The following is a 23,617-nucleotide window of genomic DNA, read 5'->3' as shown; positions in this document are numbered from 1 at the left end:
CCGCGCCGGTCGTCGGGGGCGCCCGCCCGACGGGGCAGACTTCCCCTGTGCCCTCCGATGTGCCCTCCGACCCGCTCACGCGGCTGCTCGCCTCCCCGCCGGACCTCCCGGTGCTCGCCAGCCTGCCCGCGCTCGTCGACGCGGTCCGGGCGCGCGGCACGGCTGTGGTGCAGGCGCCGCCCGGCACCGGCAAGACGACGCTGGCGCCGCCGGCCCTCGCCCTCGCCGTCAGCGGGCGCGTGGTCGTGACGCAGCCACGCCGGCTCGCCGCGCGCGCCGCCGCCCACCGGCTCGCCGGCCTGCTCGGCGAGCCCGTCGGCCAGACGGTGGGGTACGCGGTGCGCGGTGAGCGGCGCAGCAGCCCTGCCACGCGGGTGGAGGTGGTGACCACCGGGGTGCTGCTGCGCCGGCTGCAGCGCGACCCGGAGCTCGCCGGGGTCGGCGCCGTCGTGCTCGACGAGTGCCACGAGCGGAACCTCGACGCGGACCTGGTGCAGGCGCTGCTCGTGGACGTGCGCGCGCACCTGCGCGAGGACCTCGTGCTCGTGGCGATGTCCGCCACGGTGGAGGCGTCCCGCACCGCGGCGCTCATCGGCGACGGCACACCGGCGACGGTCGTCGAGGCCCGGGGGAGCCTGCACCCCGTCGACGAGCTGTGGCGCCCGCCCCCGCCCCGGGTCCGGCGCGTGGACGAGCGGGGGGTCACACCGGGTTTCCTCGACCACGTCGCCGGGTGCGTGCGGGAGGCGCTCGCCGAGCGGGAGGGCGATGTCCTGGTGTTCGTGCCGGGCGCGGGCGAGGTGAACGGCGTCGCCCGGCGACTCGCGGGGGTCGATGCCGACGTCCGCCCGCTGCACGGCAGGCTGCCGCACCGAGAGCAGGACCTCGCCCTGGCCCTGGGGCCACGCCGCCGGGTGGTCGTGGCGACGGCGGTGGCCGAGTCCTCGCTCACCGTGCCGGGGGTGCGGGTCGTCGTCGACGCCGGGCTCGCGCGCCAGCCCCGCACGGACCACCGGCGCGGGCTGGCCGGGCTGGTGACTGTCAACGTCAGCCGGGCGGGCGCCGAGCAGCGTGCCGGGCGGGCGGGGCGCGAGGGGCCGGGCGCGGTGTACCGGTGCTGGTCGCAGGCCGAGCATGCGCAGCTCGCGGAGCACCCGGAGCCGGAGATCATGACGGCCGACCTCACGGCGTTCGCCCTGGAACTGGCCTGTTGGGGCTCGGCTGACGGCGCCGGGCTCGCGCTGATGGACGCCCCGCCACCCGCGGCGATGGCCGTGGCCCGCAGCACCCTGGGCGCCCTGGGCGCGGTCGGCTCGGACGGGCGGGTGACCGACCGGGGGCGGGCCATCGCCCGGGTCGGTGCTGATCCCCGCCTAGCCCGCGCGCTGATCGACGCCGCGGGAACCGTGGGAGCCCGGCGCGCGGCCGAGGTGGTCGCGATGCTGTCCGCCGACGTCCGCGCGCCCGGGGGAGACCTCGTGGCCGCGCTGCGGGCGCTGCGCCATGGCGGCCCCGAGGCCCGTGCGAGCGGGTGGCTGGACGAGGTGCGCCGGTTGGAGCGCGCGATCCCCGCGAGCGGCTCAGGCGGTCGGGCCGGTGCGGCCGGGGCGCACGCCGGGGAACGCGGCCTGACCGACGACGTCGCGGTGGGGCTGGTCGTCGCCCTCGCGCACCCGGACCGGATCGCCAGGCGCCGCGCCGGCGGGTCCGCGTATCTGATGGCCTCCGGCACTGGCGCCGCGCTGCCCGCCGAGCACTCGCCCTTGCACGGCATCGAGTGGCTCGCGGTGGCCGACGCCGATCGCGGCGCGGGACGCCGTGACGCGACGATCCGCTCGGCGGCCCCCATCGACGAGGACCTCGCCATCCTGGCGGCGCAGGCGTTGCGGCATGACGAGGAGACGGTGGCGTGGTCGGACGGACAGGTCGTCGCGCGGCGGGCCGCCCGCCTCGGCGCCATCGAGCTGCGCTCGACGCGGCTTGCCGACCCGCCGGCCGCGCTCGTCGTCGCCGCGGTGCGCGAGGGCCTGCGGCGTGAGGGCCTGGCGATGCTGCCCTGGACCGACGCGGCGGTGGGGCTGCGCCAACGGCTCGCCTTCCTGCGGTCGGCCTTGGGCGAGCCCTGGCCCGACATGGGCGACGAGGCGCTCCTGGCGGGAGTCGACGCCTGGCTGGGCCCGGACCTGGCACGGGTGCGCGGCTCCCGGGACCTGCGGCGGATCGACATGCGCGGCGCGCTGCGCAGGCTGCTGCCCTGGCCCGAGGCCGCCCGCCTCGACGAGCTGGCGCCCGAGCGGCTGCAGGCGCCGAGCGGCTCGCATGTGCGGCTCGACTACTCGGGCGACCAGCCTGTGCTCGCGGTCCGGCTGCAGGAGGCCTTCGGGTGGCGGCGCACCCCGCGCGTCGCCGACGGCCGGGTGCCCGTGCTGCTGCACCTGCTGTCCCCGGCGGGGCGCCCGGCGGCCGTCACCGCCGACCTGGAGTCGTTCTGGCGCACCGGGTACCCGCAGGTGCGCGCCGAGCTGCGCGGGCGCTACCCCAAGCACGCCTGGCCGCAGGACCCGTGGACGGCCGAGCCGTCGCGCGGGGTGCGCCGCGGCTGACCGTCCACGCGGCGCAGGGGCCCGCCGGGCGCCCGCCTGCGCGGGTCAGGCGTGGCGCAGGACGCTCACCGCGAAGTCCGCGTCGTCATGCCACGCGCCGATCTGCCAGGTCGCGAAGCGGTGCTCGACCCGCAGCCCCGCATCGGCCACCGCCGCGTCGAACAGCTCCAGGGGCAGCCTGCCGACCTGGTACCCGACGACCACGAAGCCGTCGGGGGCCACCGCCGCGCCGACCCGGCGCAGCGCCTCGGACTCCGTGCCCCGCACGAGGAAGGGCATGACATTGCCGGCCAGCACGGCGGCGTCGAAGGGCTCGCCCTCGCCCATCGCGTCCAGGTCGAGGGCGGCGAGGTCCGAGACCAGCCAGCGCGGCCCCGGGTGGTCGTGCTCCGCGGCCTCGATGAGGATCGGGTCCACGTCGACGCCGACCACGCGGTGCCCGCGCGCATGCAGCTCGGCGCCTACCCGGCCGGGGCCGCAGCCCGCGTCGAGGATGCGCGCGCCGCGCTCCACCATCGCGTCGACCAGCCGCGCCTCGCCGGCGAGGTCCTGGCCGGCGGCGGCCATCGCGCGGAAGCGCTCGATGTACCAGTGGGAGTGCTCAGGGTTGGTGAGGCCGGGCCAGCCGGCTCCGTCAGACGTGGACATCCCCGTAGTCTGTGCCGACGTCGGGCCCCTGGCCACCTGCGACACCCGGGCGCCCGTCGAGCGGGGGAACGTCACAGTCCCACTCCGAGAGCCGCACGCAGTCGCGGCCCTCGTTCTTCGCCCGGTACATGGCCGCGTCGGCCGCCGCCAGGACCTCCGCGGCGCTCCTGTCCCCCCGGTGCGAGGCCACCCCCGCCGAGAATGTCACGTCCGAGAGCTCGGCCCACTCCGCCCGCAGCGTCCCCAGCAGCGTCAGCGCCTGCCCGGGCCGGGTCCGCGTGAGCACCAGCACGAACTCCTCGCCGCCGAACCGGGCCGCGTAGTCCCTGCCGCGGGTCAACGCCGACAGCGTGTGGCCGAAGCGCTCGAGGATCACGTCGCCCGCGGCGTGGCCGAGCGTGTCGTTCACCCGCTTGAAGTGGTCGAGGTCGCAGATCACCACGCAGTCCCCGGGGGCGAGCCGGGTGAGCCGCTCGTCCAGGCCGCGGCGGTTGCCGAGCAGGGTGAGGGAGTCCGTCGTGGTCGCCGCCCGCAGCAGCTCGGTGACGGTGCGATTCCGGGACATGCTCGCCGCCAGCGTGAGGCTGATCGCGAGCCACGCCGCGCAGTAGATGCCGACACGCAGCCACGCCGAGACGCTGAAGGTCGAGAGGGTGGCGATGTAGGCGATCGTCGCCACGGGCAGGATCGCGACGCCGACCCAGGCGTGGTGGAAGAGCCCGACGTAGACGAAGCACACCGGGATGAGCCCGACGTACGCGTGGGCGAGGCCCTCGGTCCCCAGGGCGATGACCAGCAGGGCGCCGAGGCTCGCGATCGGGAACACCACAGTGGACACAGCAGGCAGGCTCCGCCACGGCGCCCACAGGCTGGCGGCGAGGAGCGCCAGCGCGGCCAGGGCCGTCGACGCCCACACCCCGGGCGACTGCGCGTCGACCTGGAGCAGTGGCGCGGTCACCGTGATGACCACGACCTGGAACAGCAGCATCATCCTGCCGACGACCGCCGCCTGGCCCCCGGAGCGAGACCACTCGGGAGTGTGGCGCAGGAGCCAGCGCACCGGGGACGAGTCGAGTGTCGTGGCGGCGCTGGTGGGGGAGGCGGGCGGTGTCGTGCGCACACCGCACCGATCGGCGTCCGGGGCACGGGCCTGCGGGGTTCGCGGCGAGACGTTGGTCACGTCACCCGGTCGGGGGTGTGCCGACCACGGGCGGCGACTCTCGCTCAGGTCCCCTCGCGGCTGCCCAGCCTGATCGGGATGAAGAACGCGAGGGTGCAGCTCAGGATCCCGGTGGCGAACACCCAGCCATTCGAGCGCGCGAACCCGAGCGAGAACAGCCAGAACCCGAGCATCAGGAACAGGAAGCAGAGCACGAACAACGCCGGGCGGGCCTCCGGGGGCGCGGGGCGCGGAGTGTCGTCGTCATCGGAAGGTGTCACGTCGCGCTCCCTCACCTGGTCGGCCTCGCGCTCTCCCACCCAGGATGCGGCGCCACCCCAACGGGTGCGAGCGTTCGCCCACGGCGCCCGCCCCCACCTGTCAGCATTGAACCGTGGAGTGCCGGGAATATGTCCTGGGAGCGCCACCCCTAGAGGACGGACCGACGCCCCCGCCATGACCACGACCCTGCCCCAACACATCGACTACCAACCCCTGCTCGCCGATCCCAGCGCCGAGGAGCTCGCGCGGCTCCGGACCGCCCTGGGCGCCGGGGAGTTCGGGCGGCCCTCACGTGACCGCTACGCCAAGAAGTCGCGCGTGGGCATCGCCATGGCCGCGATGGTCGGCGGTTTCCTCGGGCTCATCTTCGGGATCATGGCCCTCGTGGCGCTCTTCAAGGGCAACACGGAGGACGCGCTGATCGGCCTGTGGTTCACGGCCGGGGTCGCGGCCATCGGCCTGGTGTTCGGATGGCTCGCCGACCGCAGCGAGCGCCGCGGGTTCGCCGCCATCTGGCGCCTGGTCGGCTTCGCGCGGGCCAACGGGCTCCACGTCGAGCCCGAGGCGAAGGTCAAGCTCCTTCCGGGGAGCATCTTCATCACCAAGAGGCACGCCACCACCAGCGAGAAGGTCAGCTGGACGGCAGGCGGGCACGCTGTGCAGGCCGCGGTCCACCACCGCGCGAGCGGCGGACCCCAAGCCCGCTCCTTCACCTCCCGCTATCTGGCGGTCCAGCTGGGAGCCGTCCCGCGGCTCACGTTCGTCACCGCCGGCCGGCGCGGCGCCGCGCGGCCCGCCGCCATCGCCGGCCCCGAGACGACTCTCACGGGCGACCGGGGCGGACGGGGGACGCTCACGAGCCTCGCCGCCACCACGCCCGCCGCCCGCGCGTTCCTCACGGAGGAGCTCGCCGGGCTGCTGACCGACCCTGGCCACCCGTGTCACGCGGAGGCCAAGGACGGCTGGTTCTTCGCCTACTACCCCGCGAACCAGAAGGCCGACGAGGCCTACTGGCGCCACGCATTCGCGCTCGCGGACGCCGTCGCCCGCGCCCATGAGCAGTCGAGCACGCACAGCACCCCCTGACCTCTGCTCGCCATCGACGTGACAGGAAGGCCGCGCATGCGCGGTGGCCCCAGCCGCGCGTGTGAGCATGGACAGGTGGAGTGCCACGAGACCTCGCTCGAGTTTCCCGGACCGGTGGACGCGCGCCTGACGCTGGCCCCGCTGGCACGCGGCAGGTTCGACCCGGCCTTCCAGCGCACCGCTGACGGCGCGCTGTGGCGCACCACCCGCATGCCGGACGGCCCCGCCACCTGCCGCATCGTGCAGGCCACTCCCTGGCAGGCGCGCGTCACCGCGTGGGGGCCGGGGGCGGCGCAGGCGCTCGCGGCCGCGCCGGCGCTGCTGGGCGCGCAGGACGACCTGAGCGCCTTCGACCCCGCGGACAACCTGGTCCGGGACGCGCACCGCAGGTTCCCGGGGCTGCGGCTGCTGCGCACCGGGCGCGTGCTGGAGGCGCTGGTGCCCGCTGTGCTCGAGCAGCGCGTCATCTTGAGGACCGCGCACGACGCATGGCGGTGGCTGCTGCTGCGCCACGGCACGGCGGCGCCGGGCCCCGCGCCGGTGGGCATGCGGGTGCCGCCCGACGCGCAGGGATGGCTCGCGGTGCCGTCGTGGGACTTCCACCGCGCGGGAGTCGATCCGCGGCGGGCCCGGACGGTGCGCGAGTGCGCGAGTGTGGCCGCCCGGCTCGAGGAGGCGGCGACGATGCCGCCCGCGCTCGCCCGCGCGAGGCTGCGCCTGGTGCCGGGGGTGGGCGTGTGGACGGCCGCGGAGACGGCGCAGCGGGCGTTCGGCGACCCGGACGCGATCTCCGTGGGCGACTACCACCTGGCCGCGCAGGTCGGTTGGGCGCTGGCCGGGCAGCGGGTCGACGACGAGCGGATGATCGAGCTGCTCGAGCCGTACCGGCCGCATCGGCAGCGCGTGGTGCGCCTCCTGCACCTGTCCGGCGCCATGCGGGCGCCCCGCAGGGGGCCGCGCCTGGCAGTGCAGGACCACCGGCGGAACTGAGCCGCCCGAGGCTCAGGGCGTGGGCGGGGGTCGCGTGGCCGGGCCGCCCGGGTCGTCCTGCTGCCGTTCGAGCATCACCGTGCGCGCGATCACCTGCTGGTGGGTGGCGGTGCGCTCCGAGCGCCCGCTGCCCACGAAGCTCACAGCCCAGTGCAGGAGCGTGGTCAGGCGGTTCTTGAACCCGATCAGGTAGACGAGGTGCACCCCGAGCCACAGCACCCACGCGGGCAGCCCCCACACCTTGCGGTCGCCCAACTCGGCGACGGCGTAGAAGCGGGAGACGATCGCCATGCTGCCCTTGTCGCGGTACTGGAACGGTTGCCCGGTGGGGGCGCCGCGCAGCCGCCGCGCGATCTGGCCTGCCGCGTGCTCCGCGCTCTGCATCGCGGCCTGCGCGAGCCCGGGGACCCCGTCGAGCGACATCATGTCGCCGACGACGAAGACCTCGGGGTGGCCGGGCAGCGTGCAGTCGGCCTCGACGCGGACCCGGCCGGCGCGGTCAGTCGGGGCGCCGGACTGCTCGGCGAGCGTCGCGCCCAGCGGCGAGGCTTGGACGCCCGCCGCCCAGATCTTGGTCTGGGTGTCGATGCGGGTGACCGTCCCGTCGGGTCCCTCGAGGCTCACCCCGTCCTGGTCGACGCCCACCACGCGGCGGCCCAACTGCAGCTCCACGCCCATCCTCTCCAGATGGTCGGCGGCCCGGTCGCGCAGTCGTGGGTCGAAGGGCCCGAGCACCGCCTCCGCGAAGTCGGCGAGGACGATGCGCACGTGGGCGGGGTTGATGTTGCGGAAGTTGTCGCGCAGCGCCCGATGCGCGAGCTCGGCGATCTGCCCGGCCATCTCCACCCCGGTGGGCCCTGCGCCGACCACCACGAACGTGAGCAGCGCGCGGAGCTCCTCCACCGTGGCCGCGGGGTCTTGCGCGCGGACCTCCGCGTGCTCGAACGCGCCGAAGATGCGCCCGCGCAGCTCCAGCGCGTCGTCGATGGTCTTCATCCCCGGGGCGAACTCGGCGAACTCGTCGTGGCCGAAGTAGGACTGCCCCGACCCCGCGGCGACGATGAGCATGTCGTAGGTCGTGCGCAGCGTCCCCGCGGGCGACTCGGAGACGACTGAGCGGGCGGCCAGGTCGATCTCGGTGACGGTGCCCAGCAGCACGCGCGCGTTGCGCTGGCGCCGCAGCACCTCGCGGGTCGCCGGCGCCACCTCGCCGACGGACAGCACCCCCGTGGCCACCTGGTAGAGCAGCGGTTGGAACAGGTGGTAGCCGGTGTTGGCCAGGACGGTGACGAGCACCTGCTCGTGGGCGAGCGCCTTGGTCGCGAAGAGGCCGCCGAACCCTGATCCGATCACCAGCACATGAGGGCGTGGCCCCCGCGCTGAGCCCTGGCTCGCCTGCATGGTCCCCCCACTCGTCACCGGTCGGCTCGTCATCGACGCTAGGCCCGCGCCGCTGGCGCCGCGCGCCGAGCAGGGGCGCCCGCGCCCGCCTCGGACTCCGGGGTGCGGGGACGCGGGGGGAGCGCGACGCTGGACCGGCCACATCCCGAGGCCGGAGGCGAGGAGGCAGCCGTGGAGTTCCAGGAGGCCGTCGAGATCGTGGGCGAGTGCGTGGACGCCGCCGGGGTCGCGGCGATCGTGGTCGGCGCCGTCGCGGCCGGCGTCCAGGCGGTGCGCCGGGCCGGGGCGCGGTCGGGGCCCGTCTACCAGCCGTTCCGCCAGCAGCTCGGCCGGTCGATCCTGCTGGGCCTGGAGCTGCTGGTGGCCGCGGACATCATCCGCACGGTGGCCGTGAGCCCCACCTTCGAGAGTGTGGGCGTGCTGGCGGGCATCGTGCTCATCCGCACCTTCCTCAGCTTCTCCCTGGAGTTGGAGATCACCGGGCGGTGGCCGTGGCAGCCGGCGCCCGACGTGGTCCGCGGCTCCTGATGGCGCAGGCGCGGGTCGGGGTCAGCGGCTGGCACTACCCGCCGTGGCGGGGCTCGTTCTACCCGCCTGGCCTGCGCCAGCGCGACGAGCTCGCCTACGCGGCGCAGCGGCTGGGGACCATCGAGGTCAACGGGTCCTTCTACGCGCTGCAACGACCCGCCAGCTATGCGTCGTGGGCGGCGGCGACCCCCGACGGCTTCGTCCTGTCGGTCAAGGGCGGGCGCTTCATCACGCATATGAAGCGGCTTGTGGACGTGGAGGCGCCGCTGGCGAACTTCTTCGCCTCTGGCGTGCTCGCGCTGGGCCCCCGCCTGGGGCCGGTGCTGTGGCAGCTCCCGCCGAGCCTGCCCTTCGAGCCGGATCGCCTGGCCGCGTTCCTCGAGCTCTTGCCGCGCACCACCGCCCAGGCGGCGGCCCTGGCCGCCCGCCACGACGAGCGGCTGGACGGCCGGGCGCTCACGACCACGGATGAGGACCGGTCGGTGCGGCACGCCGTCGAGGCGAGGCACCCCTCGTTCGCGTCCCCGGCTTTCGTCGAGCTGCTTCGCCGCTATCAGGTGGCGCTGGTGGTCGCGGACAGCCCGGGCCGCTGGCCGTCCCTGGCCGACGTCACCGCCGACTTCGTGTACGCGCGCCTGCACGGCGACACCGAGCTGTACGCCTCCGGGTACACCGACGCCGCACTCGACACCTGGGCGCGCCGCGTCCGGGGCTGGCGCGCGGGGGAGGGCGACGTGGGCGCCCCTCTCCTCGCCCCCGCGCCGCCGCCGCGCCCCGAGGGCCGCGACGTGCTCGTGTATTTCGACAACGACGCCAAGGCCCACGCGCCCCACGACGCGATGGCGCTGGCCGCGCGCGTCGACTCCGGCGCCCCCGCCTGAGCCGCCCGCCGTGGGGAAGCCCCCTGGTCAGCCCGTCGGGCTGACGAGTCCCCGGTGTGCCGCCGTGGCCCGCTCACCGGTGGGGCGACGGTCCCAACCGGGCCGTCGCAGCGCGTAGAGGACGAAGGGCGGTGCGCCCACTGCCGCGACCAGCGCGGCGATGAGCCACGGGTAGGACTCGGCGCCGACCAACGCGTCCGCGGGCGGGATGAACGCCACGAGGAACCCGGCCAGCGAGGCGAGGAACCCGATCACTGCCACCACGGGGAGGGCGGGGACCCGGAATCCGCGGACGACGCTGGGATGGACGCGGCGCAGGCTCACCGCGGCCGCGAACATCATCATGTACATCACCAGGTACAGCGCCGCCGCCATCGCCAGCAGTATGACGAGGACCGCGGACGCGTCGGGGGTGAGGGCGAACAACGCGGCGAAGGCCGTGACCACCACGCCTTGCGCGAGGAGGACGCCGCGCGGGGCGCCGCCCGGCCCCTCGGCCTGCAGCAGTGGCGGCAGCAGCCCGGACCGGCCGGCCAGGGCCAGGCCGCGGCTGGGCCCGGCGGTCCAGGCGATCGCCGAGCCGACGGCCCCCACCGCGAGGAGCACGGAGACCACCGGGAGCGCCCACCCCGCGCCCCAGTGCCCCAGGTAGCGGCTCAGGGCGTGGTGGACGGCCGCCAGGCCCGTGTCCTCCCGCTGCACGGCGAGGGAGATCGCGAGGGCGGGCAGCACGAGGACCCCGACCACCAGCGCAGCGGCGGCGGCCATCGCCCGCGGGACGCTCCGCGCCGGCCCTCGCGCCTGGTCGCCGTGCGCGGCGCCGACCTCCAGCCCGGTGAAGGAGAGCACCCCGGACACGAGCAGCACGATGGAGGCCGCCCCTGAGTACGGCGGCACGAGCTCGGTGGCGTCGAGGCTCACCTCGGACGGCTGGCCGGTGGCGACCCACCCGAGCCCGAGGCACACGAGCAGCGCGGCGGGCAGCAGCACGCCGAGCGCGCCGGCCCAGGCCCCCACGCGGGCGAAGAGCGTCCCGCCGCGGGCGACCAGCAGGGTGGAGCCCCAGAAGAGCACGAGGATCACCGCAGCCGCGCCCGGGCCCGAGGCGGCGGCGTCAGGCCCCCTCGCGGCCAGGGCGAGGCATGCCGCCGCGAACGCGAGGAGGACGGGGATGCGGACCACGCCCTGGACCCATTGGAGCCACGCGGCGGCCAGCCCCCACCGCGGCCCCAGGCCCTCGCGCACCCACACCGCCACGCCGCCGTGCCACGAGCTGCCGAGCTCGGCGACCACGAGGGCGACCGGCGCCAGGAACAGCGCCGCCGGGACGAGCAGGAACGGCACGGCGCCCAGCCCGTAGGCGGCCATCGCCGGCACTGTGCTCATCGAGACGACGCCGACCACCGCCAGCAGGGCCAGCTCCGACGTGCCCAGCAGCCCTCGGCCACGCGCCCACGGGCCCGGGCGCCGGCGCTGCGGCCGGGCCCGGAGCGGGTGGACCAGCTGCGACTCGGTCACAGGCACGTCGTCGCCCGCAGGCGCGGCCCACCCGCTCGACACTGCTGACGCTCAGTGGTGGAACGCCGACTGCGGGGCCTCCTGCGGGACGGCGCCCTCCAGGCCGTCCAGGTACTGCGTCTGCGTCTTGATGTCGTTGAGCAGCAGCGCGGCCAGGTCCATGCTCAAGCCGTTGCGCACAACGATGCGCTGCACCGTCACGTTCGACAGGTCGTCCGGCAACGGGTACGCCGGAACCAGCCAGCCGCGGGTGCGCAACCGGTCTTGCAGGTTGTACAGGGTCCACTTGTCCGTGTACCCGTCCTTGATCCGCCACGCGAACACCGGGATGTCGCTGCCGTCGTTCCACAGCTCGAATGGCCCGAGCTCGGAGATCCCCTTGGACAGGAACAGCGCGACGTCCTGCGAGGCCTTCTGGACCTCGTAGTACCCCTTACGGCCCAGCCGCAGGAACAGGTAGTACTGCAGCAGCACCTGTGCCCCCGGACGGGAGAAGTTCAGCGCGAACGTCGGCATGTCCCCGCCCAGGTAGCTCACGTAGAAGATGAGCGACTCCGGCAGGTACTCCTTGTCACGCCACACCACCCAGCCGAGCCCGGGGTACACCAGGCCGTACTTGTGGCCGGACGTGGAGATCGAGTGCACCCGGTCGATCTTGAAGTCCCATGCGAGCTCGGGCTGCAGGAACGGGGCGACCATCGCGCCCGAGGCGCCGTCCACGTGGATCGCGATGTCCAGGCCGGTCTTCTCCTGGATGCGGTCGAGCGCCTCGGCGACCTGCTGCACCGGCTCGTACATGCCCGTGTAGGTGACGCCCAGGATCGACACCACGCCGATCGTGTTCTCGTCGACGTACTTGTCCAGGTCGTGCCCGTCGAGCGTCTTGTGCTCCTCGGTGATCGGCACCAGGCGCGGCTCGATGTCCCAGTAGTTGCAGAACTTCTCCCAGCACACCTGCACGGCCGAGCTCATCACCAGGTTGGGGTGCTCGGTGGACTTGCCGTCCTTGCGGCGGGCCTCCTGCCAGCGCCGCTTCAGGGCCAGCCCGCCGAGCATGCAGGCCTCCGAGGAGCCGATCGTCGAGCACCCGATGGTCTTCGAGGCGTCGGGGGCGTGCCACAGGTCGCCGAGCATCTTCCAGCAGGTCTGCTCGATGGCGGCAGTCTGCGGGTACTCGTCCTTGTCGATCATGTTCTTCTGGAACGAGTCGTTGTAGAGCTTGATCGCGTGCTCGTCCATCCAGGTGCCCACGAACGTCGCCAGGTTGAGCCGCGCGTTGCCGTCGAGCATCGTCTCGTCGTGGACGATCTGGTACGCGGTGGCGGGCAGCATCGACTCCTCGTCGATGGACGTGCGGGAGGAGACGGTGCCCTCGCCTCGGCGGGCGAAGATCGGGTCCGCGGCGTTCAAGCTCTCGTTCAGGCTCTCGTTGGTCGACATCTCATCCTCCAGTGGCCCCTGGCCCGGGCCTCGTTCGAACGGTCGCCCGTGGCGTCGCCGCCGCGGCCGGTGATCTGAGGGGGGTGAGCGCAGGGTCGCGGACGCGACCGGCCAGGCCTGTGCCCGGCTGGTCGAAGGCGCCCAGGAAGCGGAGGGGTGGCGCCATCAGGCGACGCGTGCGCGCGTCAGGGCGGGGGCGTCCGAGGGGTTGTCGTGGGTGGTGTCATATCTGCCCCCTTACTCCCACCCTGCGTCAGATCAGGCTACGTCCGACCACGGCGGGCGGCGCGCCCAGCCCGCGGCGCCCGCTCACAGCCACTTGCGGCTGCGGAAGACGCCGAACAAGACCACCGAGCACGTCGCCATGAGGGCCAGCGCCATGGGGTACCCGAACGGCCAGTCGAGCTCGGGCATGTTCTCGAAGTTCATGCCGTAGACCCCGCCGACGAGGCTGGGGGCGAACAGGATCGCGGCCCACGCGGAGATCTTCTTGACCTCCTCGTTCTGGACCAGGCTCGCGCTGGTCATCGCCCGCATCTCCTCGTTCTGCCGCTCCGTCACCACCGTCGCGTTGAGGGTCAGCGCGTTCTCCAGCAGCGCCCGGTAGTAGTCCACCTTCTCGACGATGCGCTCCACGTGGTCCTCGACGTCGCGCAGGTGGCGGCGCAGATCGGCGTCGACGCCGTACTTGTCGAAGCCGCCGCGCAATGCCGCGAGCATTCGCAGCAGCGGATGCGTGGCCCGCTGGAACAGCATCACCTCGCGGTAGAGCTGGTAGATGCGCCGGGACACGTCCGGCTTGCCGGCGAACACGTCGTCCTCGATCTCGTCGATGTCGTTGCGCAGCCCGTCGACCACCGGGGCGTACTCGTCGACGACCTGGTCGAGGATCGCGTACAGCACCGCCTCCGGGCCCAGGCGCAGCAACTCCGGGGTGTCCTCCATGCGGCGGCGCACCTTCGCCAGGTCCGGCGACTCCGCATGGCGCACCGTGACGACGAAGTCCGTGCCCGTGAAGACGTGCACCTCCCCGAACTCCACCCGCTCGTCCTCGTCGACGTACCGCGCCGGCCGCAGCACCGTGAACAGGACGTCCCCGTACCGCTCCAGCTTGGGGCGCTGGTGGGCGCTGATCGCGTCGTCGACCGCCAACGGGTGGATGTCGAACTCGTCGGCAATCGAGTGGATCTCCGCGTCGTCCGGCCGGTATAGACCGATCCACGCCATGCCGCCCTCGCTGGCGAGCAGCTCATACGTCACGTCGAGGGACTCGGGCTCGGCCCGGCGCCGGCCGTCCACGTAGATGGCGTTGTCGATCACTGTCATGGGCGCTACCTCCAGATGCTCGCCCCAGGGCACTTGCCGCCCGTGGGCCAGACCATCATGTCCCGCGCCCGCGGCCCCGGGCCCCGCACCGGCGCCCCACGGTGTGTTGCCGGGCCTGCCGGGCAGTGGCAGCGTGCACCCCATGGCTGAGGCGCACGACGTGCTGGTGGACGGGTTCGGGCGGGTGCGGGAGGTGGTCCACGCCGTGCTGCGCGGGATGACGCCCGACGACCTGGCATGGCGCCCCGGCCCTGGGGCCAACACCATCGGCTGGCTCGTGTGGCACCTGACCCGGGTGCAGGACGACCACGTCGCCGACGCGTTCGACCTGCCGCAGGTGTGGGCCGAGCACGGCTGGGCGCAGCGCCTGGGCCTCGGCCGTCCCCTCGGCGACACCGGGTACGGGGACTCCGCCCAGCAGGTGGGCGAGGTGCGGGCCGAGGCCGACGCGCTCGCGGGCTACCACGACGCCGTGCACGCGAGGACTGTGGAGCTGCTGGCCGGGGTCGACGCCGCCGAGCTCGACCGGGTCGTCGACACGTCCTGGGACCCGCCCGTGACGCTCGGAGTCCGGCTGGTCAGCGTGCTCGCCGACGACCTGCAGCACGCCGGCCAGGCCGCCTACGTGCACGGCCTGGCCCGCGCTCGCGGGTAGGCGGTCAGAAGTCGATCTGGGCCGCAGCGGACGCCGCGTCGCTGCGGCCGGCCGCGACGTCGTGCAGCGCGTCCCAGGCCGTGTCCATGAGGGCGAGGTTGGTGATGAGAGCCGCCTCGAGCAGCGCGTCGAAGGCCGCGTCGTCGAGCTCCGCCTCGCCGATCTCGATGCCGGTGCGCGCCCGCACCTCGCCGTCCTCGAGGTCGATCTCCACGGCGCCGGACAGCAGGCCGTAGTTGATCAGGGCGAGCAGCTCGACGACGGCGGCGCGGTGCTCGGCGGGCACGTCGTCGGGCAGCACGGAGAAGATGCGCACGCCCGCGGGCTCGTCGTTGACGTGCACGAGCACCGGCCACGGCTGGGCCTCGTCGTCGGTTGTGTGCAGCAGCATCAGGCTGGGGTCCTCGGCCGCCTCGACGACCCACTCCCGTGCCTCGAAGAAGGAGGCGACCCGGGCCCGCAGATCAGTCGTGGACATGCTCAACCGCCGATCCCGTGGAGCTGTCGCTCCACGATGTTGTGAATGCTCTGCCGGTGCTTCTGGTAGAGCGCCGTGTCGTCCGCCGACGCGGATCCGCCGGCGACGGCTTGGGACACCCTACGGAACTCCGCCAGGTCGCTCGCGTCGATCGTGGCGAAGAAGCCGGCCAGGTTCGTCTCGGCGATGATGTGCAGGATCTTGGAGGCACGCGCGAAGACCTGCGGATTCGTGCTGCCGAGGCAGCGCACCAGGTCGTCGATGCGCCGGAAGACCTGCCGGGTGACCCGCTTGGCCAGCGCGGCCTTCTGCTCGGCGGTGGCGGTCGACAGCAGCGTGGCGCCCTTGCGCCCTTGGGCGATGTCCTGGGTGGGGTCCGCGATGGCGGCGCGCACGTTGGCCTGCGACGCGTCGACCTTCCCGCCGAAGAACTGCTTGGCCCCCCACCAGGCGCCGCGGTCGGTCGTGCCCCCGTAGCCGATCTCGTTCTTCACGGTGCGCAGGTGGTGGATCCGCTTGGCCCGCTTGACGCCCGACTTGAGGGTGGAGTAGCCGGCGGCCGCGGCCTTGAGCGCCTTGCCGGTGATCTTCGTGGCGCCGAAGTCCCCGGCGGCGGACACCGTCCCGGCGGCGTCCATCACGTTGCCCGCGGCCTCGACGGCGTTCACGGCCGCCGTCTCGGCCTTGCGCCGGGTGCCGAAGGAGGCGAGCTTGCCCAGGCTCCGCGTGTCGGTGTAGTCGGCGCTGAAGCCTGTCTGGGCGGTGGCGTACTCCGCCTCGGCCCGCTTGCGGTGCTCGGTGCCGTAGCCGAACTCCTTGTGGTCCTGGTCGCGGCAGTGGTTGAGGAAGGCCAGGACTGTCGCGTCGTCGGCGCCTGCGACGGAAGGGTCCGATCCCGTGTACCCGGCCAGCACGGTCCCGAAGCGGGTGATGTCCTCGGCCTTGGTGGTCTTCTTCGCGGTGGACGCGGCCTTCTGGCGCAGCTTGCGCTCGGCCTTCTTCTCGGCGGTCTCGCCGACGACGGCGGCCGCGGCGGCTGTCTCAGAGGTGTAGGACCGGTAGGCGGTGGCGAACTCGCGGAACCTGGCCAGCCGATGCGGGTCGGGCAGGTGGTGGTCCTGCTCGCGCTTGACCCTGATCTTCTGGTTGTGCAGCCGTCCGGCGGTCGCGCCGTCCTCCAGGGCCTGCTTGCCCTTGGCGATGCCGGTGTAGATGTTGGCGATGTCCCCGAAGACGGGGATGTCCTGGCCGCCGAAGCCCTTGGCCGCCCCGGCCATGGAGTCCATCGTGCCGGTGGCGTCGCCGAGGAAGTCCCACAGGCCGCCCTCGAGCTCCACCCCCTTGTCGTTGCGCGCCAGGGAGTCCCCGCCTTGCTGGCGGGCGGCGTGCAGGTCGCTCGCGGCGCCGAACACGTCCTTGGCGCCCATGCCCAGCTTGATCAGCCCCATGCCCGATCCGTAGAGGCCGGCTGCCGCGTCGCCGCCGTCCATGTCGCCGAGCACGTGCTTCTCCTCCTTCGTCACCGTCGCGTCCTTGATCGCGAGGATGGCGTCGGCGATGTCGGCGAGCTGGTCGAGCGCCGACGGGTCGTCCGTCTCGGCCTCGTGCACGCCGCGCTCGCGGACGCCCAGGGTCGGGGCGGGCGGCGCGGGCGGCGCCGCGGGAGTCCTGCTGAACAGATTGGTGAGGAAGTTGCGGCGGATCGTCATGTCGTGGCCGCAGCCCGACCCGTGGTGGTGCTCGATGGCCACGGGCGCGGCAGTGGCGGCGGGGGAGCGGCGCAGCGCCTGCACCACGCGCGCGGCGTTGCGCTCGGCCTCGGCCTCGGCGGGGTCGTCGGCGCGGCCCACGGTCATCGCGGAGCGCTGCACGGCCCCGGCGCCCGGGGCCGACTGCTGGACGACGTGCGTGAGCTCATGGGCGAGCAGGTGCTGGCCCTCGGCGCTGCGCGGGTTGTAGGAGCCGGCCGTGAAGTACACGTCGGAGCCCAGGGTGAACGCGCGCGCCTGCACGGACCGGCTGAGCGTGTCCGCCTCGGAGTCCGCGTGCACGCGCACGTCCGACATGTCGCGCTGGAGCTGCTCGCCCATGGACCGGGCGACGTCGGCGGGCAGCGGGGCGCCCTGGCCCCGGCGGCGGCGCAGCGTGGCCACCACGTCGGCGTCCACGTCCGAGCCGCCGAGGAGGTCGGCCCCCGCGCCCGCGCGGCGCAGGCGCTCGTCGCCCGCGTGGACCAGGCCGGGGGCGGGAAGCCGCCGCGCGTTGCTGGGCGCGGCGCCGTCGGGCGCGGAGGCCTCGCTCCGCTGGTGTCCGGCTCGGGCGGCGGGACGGGTGCGCTCGCTCACGGCAGGCTCCTCTGGCGGGGGTGCATGGTCCCCGCCACAGTACGAGCGGGGTGCGGGCGCGGGGGAGCGGTCCCGGGGAATCTCCGTAGTGATTGCGCAGGCAGGAGCCGTGTCGCGGGCTCTCAGCCGCGCGCGCCGGGCAGGGCGGGCGCGGGCGGCGGGATGTCGGCGAACCCGCCCGGGGGCATCCGCCGGCCCAGCTTGGCGTACTCGCGCCGCGCCGCTGCCGCCAGGGTCCGCATGCCGATCCGCCCGCCCGCGGCGGCCGCGTCGTAGGCCGCGGCCATGACGATGTTGCGGATGTCGCCGCCTGCCAGCTCGACGCCCTCCGCGAGCAGGTCGAAGTCCACTGGGTCGGAGGCGTCCAGTGGCTCCAGGTGGGTCAGGTGCTGGCGCCACAGGCTCCGGCGGGTGGGCACGTCCGGGTCGGGGAAGTGGATGACGAAGTGCAGGCGCCGGGAGAACGCCGCGTCCAGGTTGGCGCGCAGGTTCGTGGCCAGCAGCACGATCCCGTCGAACTGCTCCATGCGCTGCAGCAGGTACGACACCTCGAGGTTCGCGTACCGGTCCCGCGAGTCGCGCACCTCGGAGCGGCTGCCGAACAGCGAGTCCGCCTCGTCGAAGAACAGGACCACGTTGAGGCTCTCGGCCTCGTGGAACACCCGCTCGAGGTTCTTCTCGGTCTCCCCGACGTACTTGTCCACCACGCTGGACAGGTCCACCGGGTACAGGTCCAGGCCGAGCGCGTCGCTGACGACATGCGCGGCCAGCGTCTTGCCGGTGCCCGGGCCGCCGCTGAACAGCGCCGCGAGGCCCGAGCCCTTGCCGCCCTGGCCGTGCACCGGGCCCTGCGCGAGCACGGCGTCGCGGTGCTGGGCCCAGCTGATGAGCTGGGCGACCTGCTGGCGGGCGGTGTCGGGGAGCACCAGGTCGGACAGCGTGGCGCTGGTGCGCCCGGGCAGCCTGCCGCCCGCGCCCCCGCCCAGCCGCCGTGCGGCCTCCCGGACGAGCGCCGGGCCCACCGGCTCGTCGCGCACCGCGCCGAGCATCCGCGCGTACCGGACCGTCGAGGCCACGTCGCCGGGCTCCAGGCGCAGCCCGACCACGTCCCGCCACTCGGCGGCGGCGAGGTCGGCGCCCGGCAGCTCGCGGTCCCACACCTGCCCGCGGACCGCTGGCGGCAGCCTCGTCGCCTCGACGCACAACGGGAGGTCGCGGGACCAGCCCCGGTCCCACCCCCGATGCCCGACGCCGACGACGGGCACCGCCGCGTCGCCCAGCGCCTCGACCACGGAGAGGTCGGCGGGCTGGTCGGGGGCCGCCACGATCGCGTCGTCGACGCCCAGCACCACGAGCCCGGCCCCGACCATGCCCGCCTCGCGTGCCGCCACAGCGACTGCCGAGGCTCCGCCCGTCTCCGCCGGGCGCCGCCGCAGGTCCACGACCAGCGGCCGGATGCCGAGCGTGCCGAACGCCCCAGCGGCCACCGCGGCGCCGGGCGCGCCCAGCGGCGAGCGCACGTACACCAACCGCACGCCGAGCTCCACGGCCCGCGCGACGCTGTGCGCCTCGGGCAGGTCCACGCCCCCGGCGGGCACGGTCATCGCCGCCACGAGCGGGTCGGGGGTGTCGTCGCCCACCAGGTGGCCGACCACGCGGTCCGGCGCCTGCAGGGTGCGCCCCAGCCACGGGCCGTCGCCGTGCACCAGGAGCAGGCGGTGCCGGCGCAGCGGGGCCGAGGGGTGCAGCCGGGCGCGGGCCTCGGCGGATCCGCTGCCCAGCCCGCACAGCTCCAGCGCCGTGCCGAGGGCGACGTGGCCGCCCATGGCCGTCGGGCCCGACCCGCCGAGCAGGTCGAGCGCCGTGCCGAGGTTCGCGTCGACGTCGGGGGCGACGGCCACCATGAGCAGCCGCACATCGAGGGCGTCCAAGCCGAAGATCTCCGCCAGGGCGGCGACCCGGTCCGTGTCGGCGTCCTCGTCGGCATCGGCCTCGGGGTGGTCGGCACGCAGGACGGGGACGAGCGCGCGCAGCCGGTCCAGCGCCTCATCGTGCGCCTGCGGCGCGCGCGCCCGGAGGTCGACGGCGCCCGCGACCTGGGTCACGACGTGGGCGAGATGGCGGCGCATGGCACTCCTGGCAGTGGCGGGGCGGGCTGGGCCCGGCGCCCAGCAGGAGGGCACGTTACTGGCGCCCGCGCCCGCCGCCGGGCCCGCCACGCTCGTCAGGGTAGGCGAGCCCGCACTGTCACCCGGTCACCAGGCGGAGCGCGCGTAGTCCTTCAAGAAGCACCCGTACAGGTCCTCGCCCGCCTCGCCCCGCACGATCGGGTCGTACACGCGCGCGGCGCCGTCCACGAGGTCCAGCGGCGCGTGGAAGCCCTCCTCGGCGAGGCGCACCTTCGTCGGGTGCGGCCGCTCGTCAGTGATCCACCCGGTGTCGACGGCTGTCATGAGGATGCCGTCCTGCGCCATCTCCTCCGCGCTGGTGCGCGTGAGCATGTTCAGCGCCGCCTTGGACATGTTCGTGTGCGGGTGCCCCGGCCCCTTGTACCCGCGCGAGAACACGCCCTCCATCGCGGACACGTTCACCACGTAGGTGCGGCGCGCGGGGGACGCCTTCATCGCCGGGCGCAGCCGGCTGATGAGGATGAACGGCGCCGTCTGGTTGCACAGCTGCACTTCCAGCAGCTCCATCGCGTCGACCTGGTCCACCGTCGCCACCCACGAGTTCGTCTCGCCGGTGTCCGGCACCAGGCCGCCCGCGTCAATGGACGTCCCGGCGACGAGCCGCTCGAGCGACGCCGCCTCGGCCGTCAGCGCCATGGACGCCACGTCCTGGCGCTTCGCCAGCTCGAACACGGGGCTGGTGAGCTCGGTGACGGCGCCGGCCAGCGCGCGCGGGTGCGCGTCGCTGGTGTGGCCCAGCGTGCGGATCTCCGGCATCGGCCCGGCGGGCAGCGGCTCCAGCTCGGCGTCCGCCAGCGGCGAGTACGCGCCGGGGGAGCGGCGCACGGTCTGCGCGGCGTTGTTGATGAGGATGTCCAGCGGCCCGGCCGCGGCCACCGAGTCCGCCAGCGCCACGACCTGCGCCGGGTCCCGCAGGTCGATGCCCACGATCGACAGCCGGTGCAGCCACTCGGCGCTGTCCTCCATCGCCGCGAACCGGCGCGCCGCGTCGCGGGGGAAGCGGGTCGTGATGGTCAGGTGCGCCCCGTCGCGCAGCAGGCGCAACGCGATGTACATCCCGATCTTCGCGCGCCCGCCCGTCAGCAGCGCCCGGCGCCCGGTCAGGTCGGTGCGCGCGTCGCGCTTCGCGTGGTTCAGCCGCGCGCACTCCGGGCAGAGCTGGTGGTAGAACGCGTCGACAGTGGTGTAGGGCTCCTTGCAGATGTAGCACGGCCGCGGCCGCAGCAGCGTCCCCGCGATCGCGCCCTGCGCGTTCGACGTGATCGGCAGGCCGCGCGTCTCGTCATCGATGCGCCCCGGGCTGCCCGTGGCCGTCGCCGCCACCACCGCGCGGTCCGCCTCGCTGATCGCCGCGCGCTTCTCGGTGCGGCGCTGCTTCTTCGCCGCCTTGAACAGGCCAGCGGTGGCCCGCCGCGCCACCGCCAGGTGGGGGTGGTCCGAGGGTAGGTCGCCGATCTGGTCGATCACCCGCAAGAACACCTCGAGGTCCGCGGGGTCCACGCCCTCGGCGGCCCCCGCCGCGCGCACGTCAGAGGAGTCCGTCGCCGTCATGTTGCTGTGCCGTCCTACGTTCTGTGGGGCCGGTCGACCGGCCACCCCGAGATGAGCCGCGCTTACTGTACGGGCCGCGCCTGGCGATCCTTGACCGCGCCTCACGGCCGACTTACGTTCGAAGGAGGCCGACCGTGCGACGGTCGCGTGGTCCGCCACTGGAGGAGCCATGCTTTCCGACTACGCGCCCTGCCCCACCTTGGCAGTAGCGGACCTGGACCGGGCACGCGCGTTCTACGAGGGGACCCTCGGATTCGTGGCCGCTGATGACGAGGTTCCCGAGGGGGTGTTCTACACCGCCGGCGGCGAGCGCTTCCTCGTCTACCCGTCCGCCTTCGCCGGCACCAACCAGTCGACCGCGATGTCCTTCGAGGTCGACGACACAGACTTCGACGACGAGATCGCGAACCTGCGCCAGCACGGGATCGCCTTCGAGACGTTCGAGGCCGAGGGCATCGTCTGGTCCGACGGGATCGGCACGATGGGCGACGTCCGGTCGGTGTGGTTCTCCGACCCGGACGGCAACATCCTCAACGTGGAGTCCTCGGCCTGAGGCCACGCTGAGCACCCTCGCGCAGAATGGCCCGGTGCGCGCACGCCCGATGACACCCGACGCGGTGGTCCACCACCTCGTCCAGGAGATCGGCGCGCGCCCCGCCGGGCGGCTGCGCGTCGCGGTCGACGGCCACCCCGGCGCCGAGCCGGGCACGCTCGCCGACGCGCTCGTGGACCCGCTGCGGGCTGCAGGACGGCCCGTGGCGCGCGTCCACGCCCACGACTTCCTGCGCCCGGCCTCCGTGCGCCTGCAACACGGCCGGGGTGACCCGGACTCCTATTTCGAGACGTGGGTCGACCACGGCGCCCTCGCCCGGGAGGTCCTCGACCCGTTGGGCCCCGACGGCGACGGGCGGTACCTGCCCACCCTCTGGGACCCCGAGCGTGACCGCGCCACCCGCGCCGCCTACCAGCACGCCCCCGACAACGCGGTCCTCATCCTCGACGGGGCGCTGCTGCTCGGCCGATGGCTCGACTTCGACCTCACGGTCCACCTCGCGCTCCGGCCCGACTCCCGGGCCCGCCGCACGCCGCCCCACGAGGCATGGACGCTCCCCGCTTACGAGCGCTACAGCGCCGAGGCCCAGCCCGAGGAGACCGCCGACATCGTCGTGCGCGTCGACGACCCGCGGCGCCCGGCGCTCGTCGTCGAACGCTGACGACACCTTCCGCGGTGGCCACCAGATGAGACAGTCCAGAGAGTGGGACACATGACGACCAGTGCCGCGTTGCTCCTCTACCGGGGAACGCCGCCCGGCGTCGAGGTCCTCCTCGGGCACATGGGCGGCCCCTACTGGGCTGCCAAGGACGCACGGGCCTGGACGATTCCCAAAGGCGAGCACACGCCCGACGAAGACCCGCACGCCGCCGCCATCCGTGAGTTCACCGAGGAGATCGGGACCCCGCCCCCGCCCGGCCCCGAGCTCTACCTCGGCACGGTGCGCCAACGCGGCGGCAAAACCGTCACCGCCTGGGCCCGGCGCGCTGACCTGGACGTCAGCACCATCACCAGCAACACCTTCGAACTCGAATGGCCTCCACGCTCCGGACGCCGCCAGCACTTCCCCGAGCTCGACCGCGCCCGCTGGCTCACACTCGACGAGGCCGCGCTCGCGGTCGTGGCGGGCCAGGCCGAACTGCTCGAGCGGCTCCGCGCCGCCCTCGTCAACGGCGTCTGACGCCGCCCGTCGGCCAGCGCGTGACCGACTACCGGCGGGCCCCGTGACGAGGCCGGCACGGGCGCACCGCGGGCCTCCAGGACCTCAGCGCACGGACGTCCGTCCGGCATGACGTGGTTGTGGCCCGGGGAAACGGCCCGGCATCGTGGCGGCGTTCCGGCACCACGCAGCGTCGCGTCGTCAACCACGGAGAAGCCACCATGGCCAGCACCCGAGTCGTCCACCCGTCCACCGAGGCGCCAAGCACCGAACGCGCCCAGCACGAGGTCGTCACCACCGCAGCGGGGCGCCGTGCGCTCGCCGTCCTGCGCATCGCCACCGGGTTCGTGTTCCTGTGGGCCTTCCTCGACAAGACGTTCGGCCTGCGGCACAGCACAGGGGCGCCCCGCCCGGACGGCTCCGTCGCGCCCTCCTGGCTCGACGGCGGGGAGCCCAGCCAGGGCTACCTGCAGAACGGCGCCGTGGGCCCGGCGAAGGAGATCTTCGCCGCGATGGCCAGCCCGGCCACCGACTGGCTCTTCATGCTGGGCATGCTGGGCGTCGGCGCCGCCGTGGTGCTGGGCATCGGGCTGCGGTTGGCCGCCTGCGCGGGCTCGCTGCTGATGATGACGTTGTGGGTCGCCCAGTGGCCGCCGCAGGACGGGTCGATGAACCCGGTGGTCGACCAGCACCTGGTGTACACGCTCGTGCTGGTCGTGTGCGCGCTGCTGCTGGCGGGCGACACCTGGGGGCTCGGTCGGCGCTGGGCGGCGCTGCGACTCGTGCGGCGGGCCCCGCTGCTCCGGTGACCGCGCTCGCCCGCGT

General features: G+C 74.1%; 21 protein-coding genes. 10 read left to right on the top strand and 11 right to left on the bottom strand.

Going from position 1 to position 23,617, the window contains the following annotated elements:
- Positions 1-47 precede the first annotated feature (47 nt).
- Positions 48-2,603 (top strand): ATP-dependent helicase HrpB, encoded by a 2,556-nt coding sequence (hrpB, locus tag QUV83_RS04415; RefSeq protein ID WP_289562960.1) that lies wholly within the window; start codon positions 48-50, stop codon positions 2,601-2,603.
- A 45-nt stretch (positions 2,604-2,648) separates the two neighbouring features.
- On the opposite strand, the gene QUV83_RS04410 is transcribed toward hrpB, so the two are convergent.
- The 3 genes from QUV83_RS04410 to QUV83_RS04400 form a co-directional block, all read right to left on the bottom strand.
- Positions 2,649-3,251: a class I SAM-dependent methyltransferase gene (locus QUV83_RS04410; protein WP_289562959.1), complete on the bottom strand. Its 603-nt coding sequence runs from the start codon at positions 3,249-3,251 to the stop codon at positions 2,649-2,651.
- Positions 3,238-4,371 carry a GGDEF domain-containing protein gene (locus QUV83_RS04405; protein ID WP_289562958.1) on the bottom strand — a complete coding sequence of 378 codons (1,134 nt, stop codon included), beginning with the start codon at positions 4,369-4,371 and terminating at the stop codon, positions 3,238-3,240. Before QUV83_RS04405 ends, QUV83_RS04410 begins: the two co-directional genes overlap by 14 nt.
- Before the next feature lie 104 nt (positions 4,372-4,475).
- Positions 4,476-4,691 carry a hypothetical protein gene (locus QUV83_RS04400; RefSeq protein ID WP_289562957.1) on the bottom strand — a complete coding sequence of 72 codons (216 nt, stop codon included), beginning with the start codon at positions 4,689-4,691 and terminating at the stop codon, positions 4,476-4,478.
- Positions 4,692-4,866: 175 nt separating this feature from the next.
- On the opposite strand from QUV83_RS04400, the gene QUV83_RS04395 reads away from it, so the two are divergent.
- Positions 4,867-5,778, top strand: coding sequence for a hypothetical protein (locus QUV83_RS04395; protein WP_289562956.1), 912 nt, complete (start codon positions 4,867-4,869; stop codon positions 5,776-5,778).
- A 75-nt stretch (positions 5,779-5,853) separates the two neighbouring features.
- Positions 5,854-6,768, top strand: a complete 915-nt coding sequence (locus tag QUV83_RS04390) for a DNA-3-methyladenine glycosylase family protein (protein ID WP_289562955.1) — start codon at positions 5,854-5,856, stop codon at positions 6,766-6,768.
- Positions 6,769-6,780: 12 nt separating this feature from the next.
- Here QUV83_RS04390 and QUV83_RS04385 read toward each other — a convergent pair whose 3' ends face one another.
- A complete protein-coding gene (locus QUV83_RS04385; protein WP_354003922.1) occupies positions 6,781-8,121 on the bottom strand; it encodes an NAD(P)/FAD-dependent oxidoreductase in 1,341 nt (446 codons plus the stop codon).
- A 219-nt stretch (positions 8,122-8,340) separates the two neighbouring features.
- Between QUV83_RS04385 and QUV83_RS04380 the strand changes: the two genes are divergently transcribed.
- Both QUV83_RS04380 and QUV83_RS04375 read left to right on the top strand, forming a co-directional pair.
- Positions 8,341-8,697 carry a DUF1622 domain-containing protein gene (locus QUV83_RS04380; protein ID WP_289562954.1) on the top strand — a complete coding sequence of 119 codons (357 nt, stop codon included), beginning with the start codon at positions 8,341-8,343 and terminating at the stop codon, positions 8,695-8,697.
- Entirely contained in the window at positions 8,697-9,578 is an 882-nt protein-coding gene (locus QUV83_RS04375; protein ID WP_289562953.1) for a DUF72 domain-containing protein, read from the top strand. The genes QUV83_RS04380 and QUV83_RS04375 overlap by 1 nt, the downstream gene beginning before the upstream one ends.
- Positions 9,579-9,605: 27 nt before the next feature.
- Here the strand turns inward: QUV83_RS04375 and QUV83_RS04370 are convergent, their stop codons facing one another.
- The 3 genes from QUV83_RS04370 to QUV83_RS04360 all read right to left on the bottom strand — a co-directional run bounded on the left by QUV83_RS04370 (position 9,606) and on the right by QUV83_RS04360 (position 13,862).
- On the bottom strand, positions 9,606-11,096 hold the full coding sequence (locus QUV83_RS04370) for an amino acid permease (protein ID WP_289562952.1): 1,491 nt from the start codon (positions 11,094-11,096) through the stop codon (positions 9,606-9,608).
- Between the two features lie 51 nt (positions 11,097-11,147).
- Positions 11,148-12,536 carry a glutamate decarboxylase gene (locus QUV83_RS04365; RefSeq protein ID WP_289562951.1) on the bottom strand — a complete coding sequence of 463 codons (1,389 nt, stop codon included), beginning with the start codon at positions 12,534-12,536 and terminating at the stop codon, positions 11,148-11,150.
- Positions 12,537-12,845: 309 nt separating this feature from the next.
- Positions 12,846-13,862, bottom strand: a complete 1,017-nt coding sequence (locus QUV83_RS04360) for a magnesium and cobalt transport protein CorA (RefSeq protein WP_289562950.1) — start codon at positions 13,860-13,862, stop codon at positions 12,846-12,848.
- Between the two features lie 142 nt (positions 13,863-14,004).
- Here QUV83_RS04360 and QUV83_RS04355 point away from each other — a divergent pair, with 142 nt between their 5' ends.
- The gene (locus QUV83_RS04355; protein WP_289562949.1) at positions 14,005-14,517 is read left to right on the top strand and encodes a mycothiol transferase; all 513 of its coding nucleotides are present in this window, start codon (positions 14,005-14,007) and stop codon (positions 14,515-14,517) included.
- A 4-nt stretch (positions 14,518-14,521) separates the two neighbouring features.
- Here QUV83_RS04355 and QUV83_RS04350 read toward each other — a convergent pair whose 3' ends face one another.
- The 4 genes from QUV83_RS04350 to QUV83_RS04335 all read right to left on the bottom strand — a co-directional run bounded on the left by QUV83_RS04350 (position 14,522) and on the right by QUV83_RS04335 (position 21,080).
- Positions 14,522-14,995, bottom strand: a complete 474-nt coding sequence (locus QUV83_RS04350) for a YbjN domain-containing protein (RefSeq protein WP_289562948.1) — start codon at positions 14,993-14,995, stop codon at positions 14,522-14,524.
- A 2-nt stretch (positions 14,996-14,997) separates the two neighbouring features.
- Positions 14,998-17,340 (bottom strand): eCIS core domain-containing protein, encoded by a 2,343-nt coding sequence (locus QUV83_RS04345; RefSeq protein WP_289562947.1) that lies wholly within the window; start codon positions 17,338-17,340, stop codon positions 14,998-15,000.
- Between the two features lie 122 nt (positions 17,341-17,462).
- A complete protein-coding gene (locus QUV83_RS04340) occupies positions 17,463-19,469 on the bottom strand; it encodes an ATP-binding protein (protein ID WP_289562946.1) in 2,007 nt (668 codons plus the stop codon).
- 126 nt (positions 19,470-19,595) lie between these two features.
- Positions 19,596-21,080, bottom strand: coding sequence for an SDR family oxidoreductase (locus tag QUV83_RS04335; RefSeq protein WP_289562945.1), 1,485 nt, complete (start codon positions 21,078-21,080; stop codon positions 19,596-19,598).
- Positions 21,081-21,249: 169 nt separating this feature from the next.
- Between QUV83_RS04335 and QUV83_RS04330 the strand changes: the two genes are divergently transcribed.
- The 4 genes from QUV83_RS04330 to QUV83_RS04315 all read left to right on the top strand — a co-directional run bounded on the left by QUV83_RS04330 (position 21,250) and on the right by QUV83_RS04315 (position 23,601).
- A complete protein-coding gene (locus QUV83_RS04330) occupies positions 21,250-21,633 on the top strand; it encodes a VOC family protein (protein WP_289562944.1) in 384 nt (127 codons plus the stop codon).
- A 34-nt stretch (positions 21,634-21,667) separates the two neighbouring features.
- Complete coding sequence (locus tag QUV83_RS04325) at positions 21,668-22,294, top strand: uridine kinase (protein WP_289562943.1); 627 nt, start codon at positions 21,668-21,670, stop codon at positions 22,292-22,294.
- A 51-nt stretch (positions 22,295-22,345) separates the two neighbouring features.
- Positions 22,346-22,813, top strand: coding sequence for an NUDIX domain-containing protein (locus tag QUV83_RS04320; protein WP_289562942.1), 468 nt, complete (start codon positions 22,346-22,348; stop codon positions 22,811-22,813).
- Between the two features lie 200 nt (positions 22,814-23,013).
- The gene (locus QUV83_RS04315) at positions 23,014-23,601 is read left to right on the top strand and encodes a DoxX family protein (protein ID WP_289562941.1); all 588 of its coding nucleotides are present in this window, start codon (positions 23,014-23,016) and stop codon (positions 23,599-23,601) included.
- Positions 23,602-23,617: the final 16 nt, after the last annotated feature.

The organism is Cellulomonas cellasea (assembly GCF_030372105.1).
Classification (GTDB): domain Bacteria; phylum Actinomycetota; class Actinomycetes; order Actinomycetales; family Cellulomonadaceae; genus Cellulomonas_A; species Cellulomonas_A cellasea_A.
The sequence above is the reverse complement of the archived record's forward strand: the minus strand, read 5'-3'. Positions and strand labels throughout refer to the sequence as shown.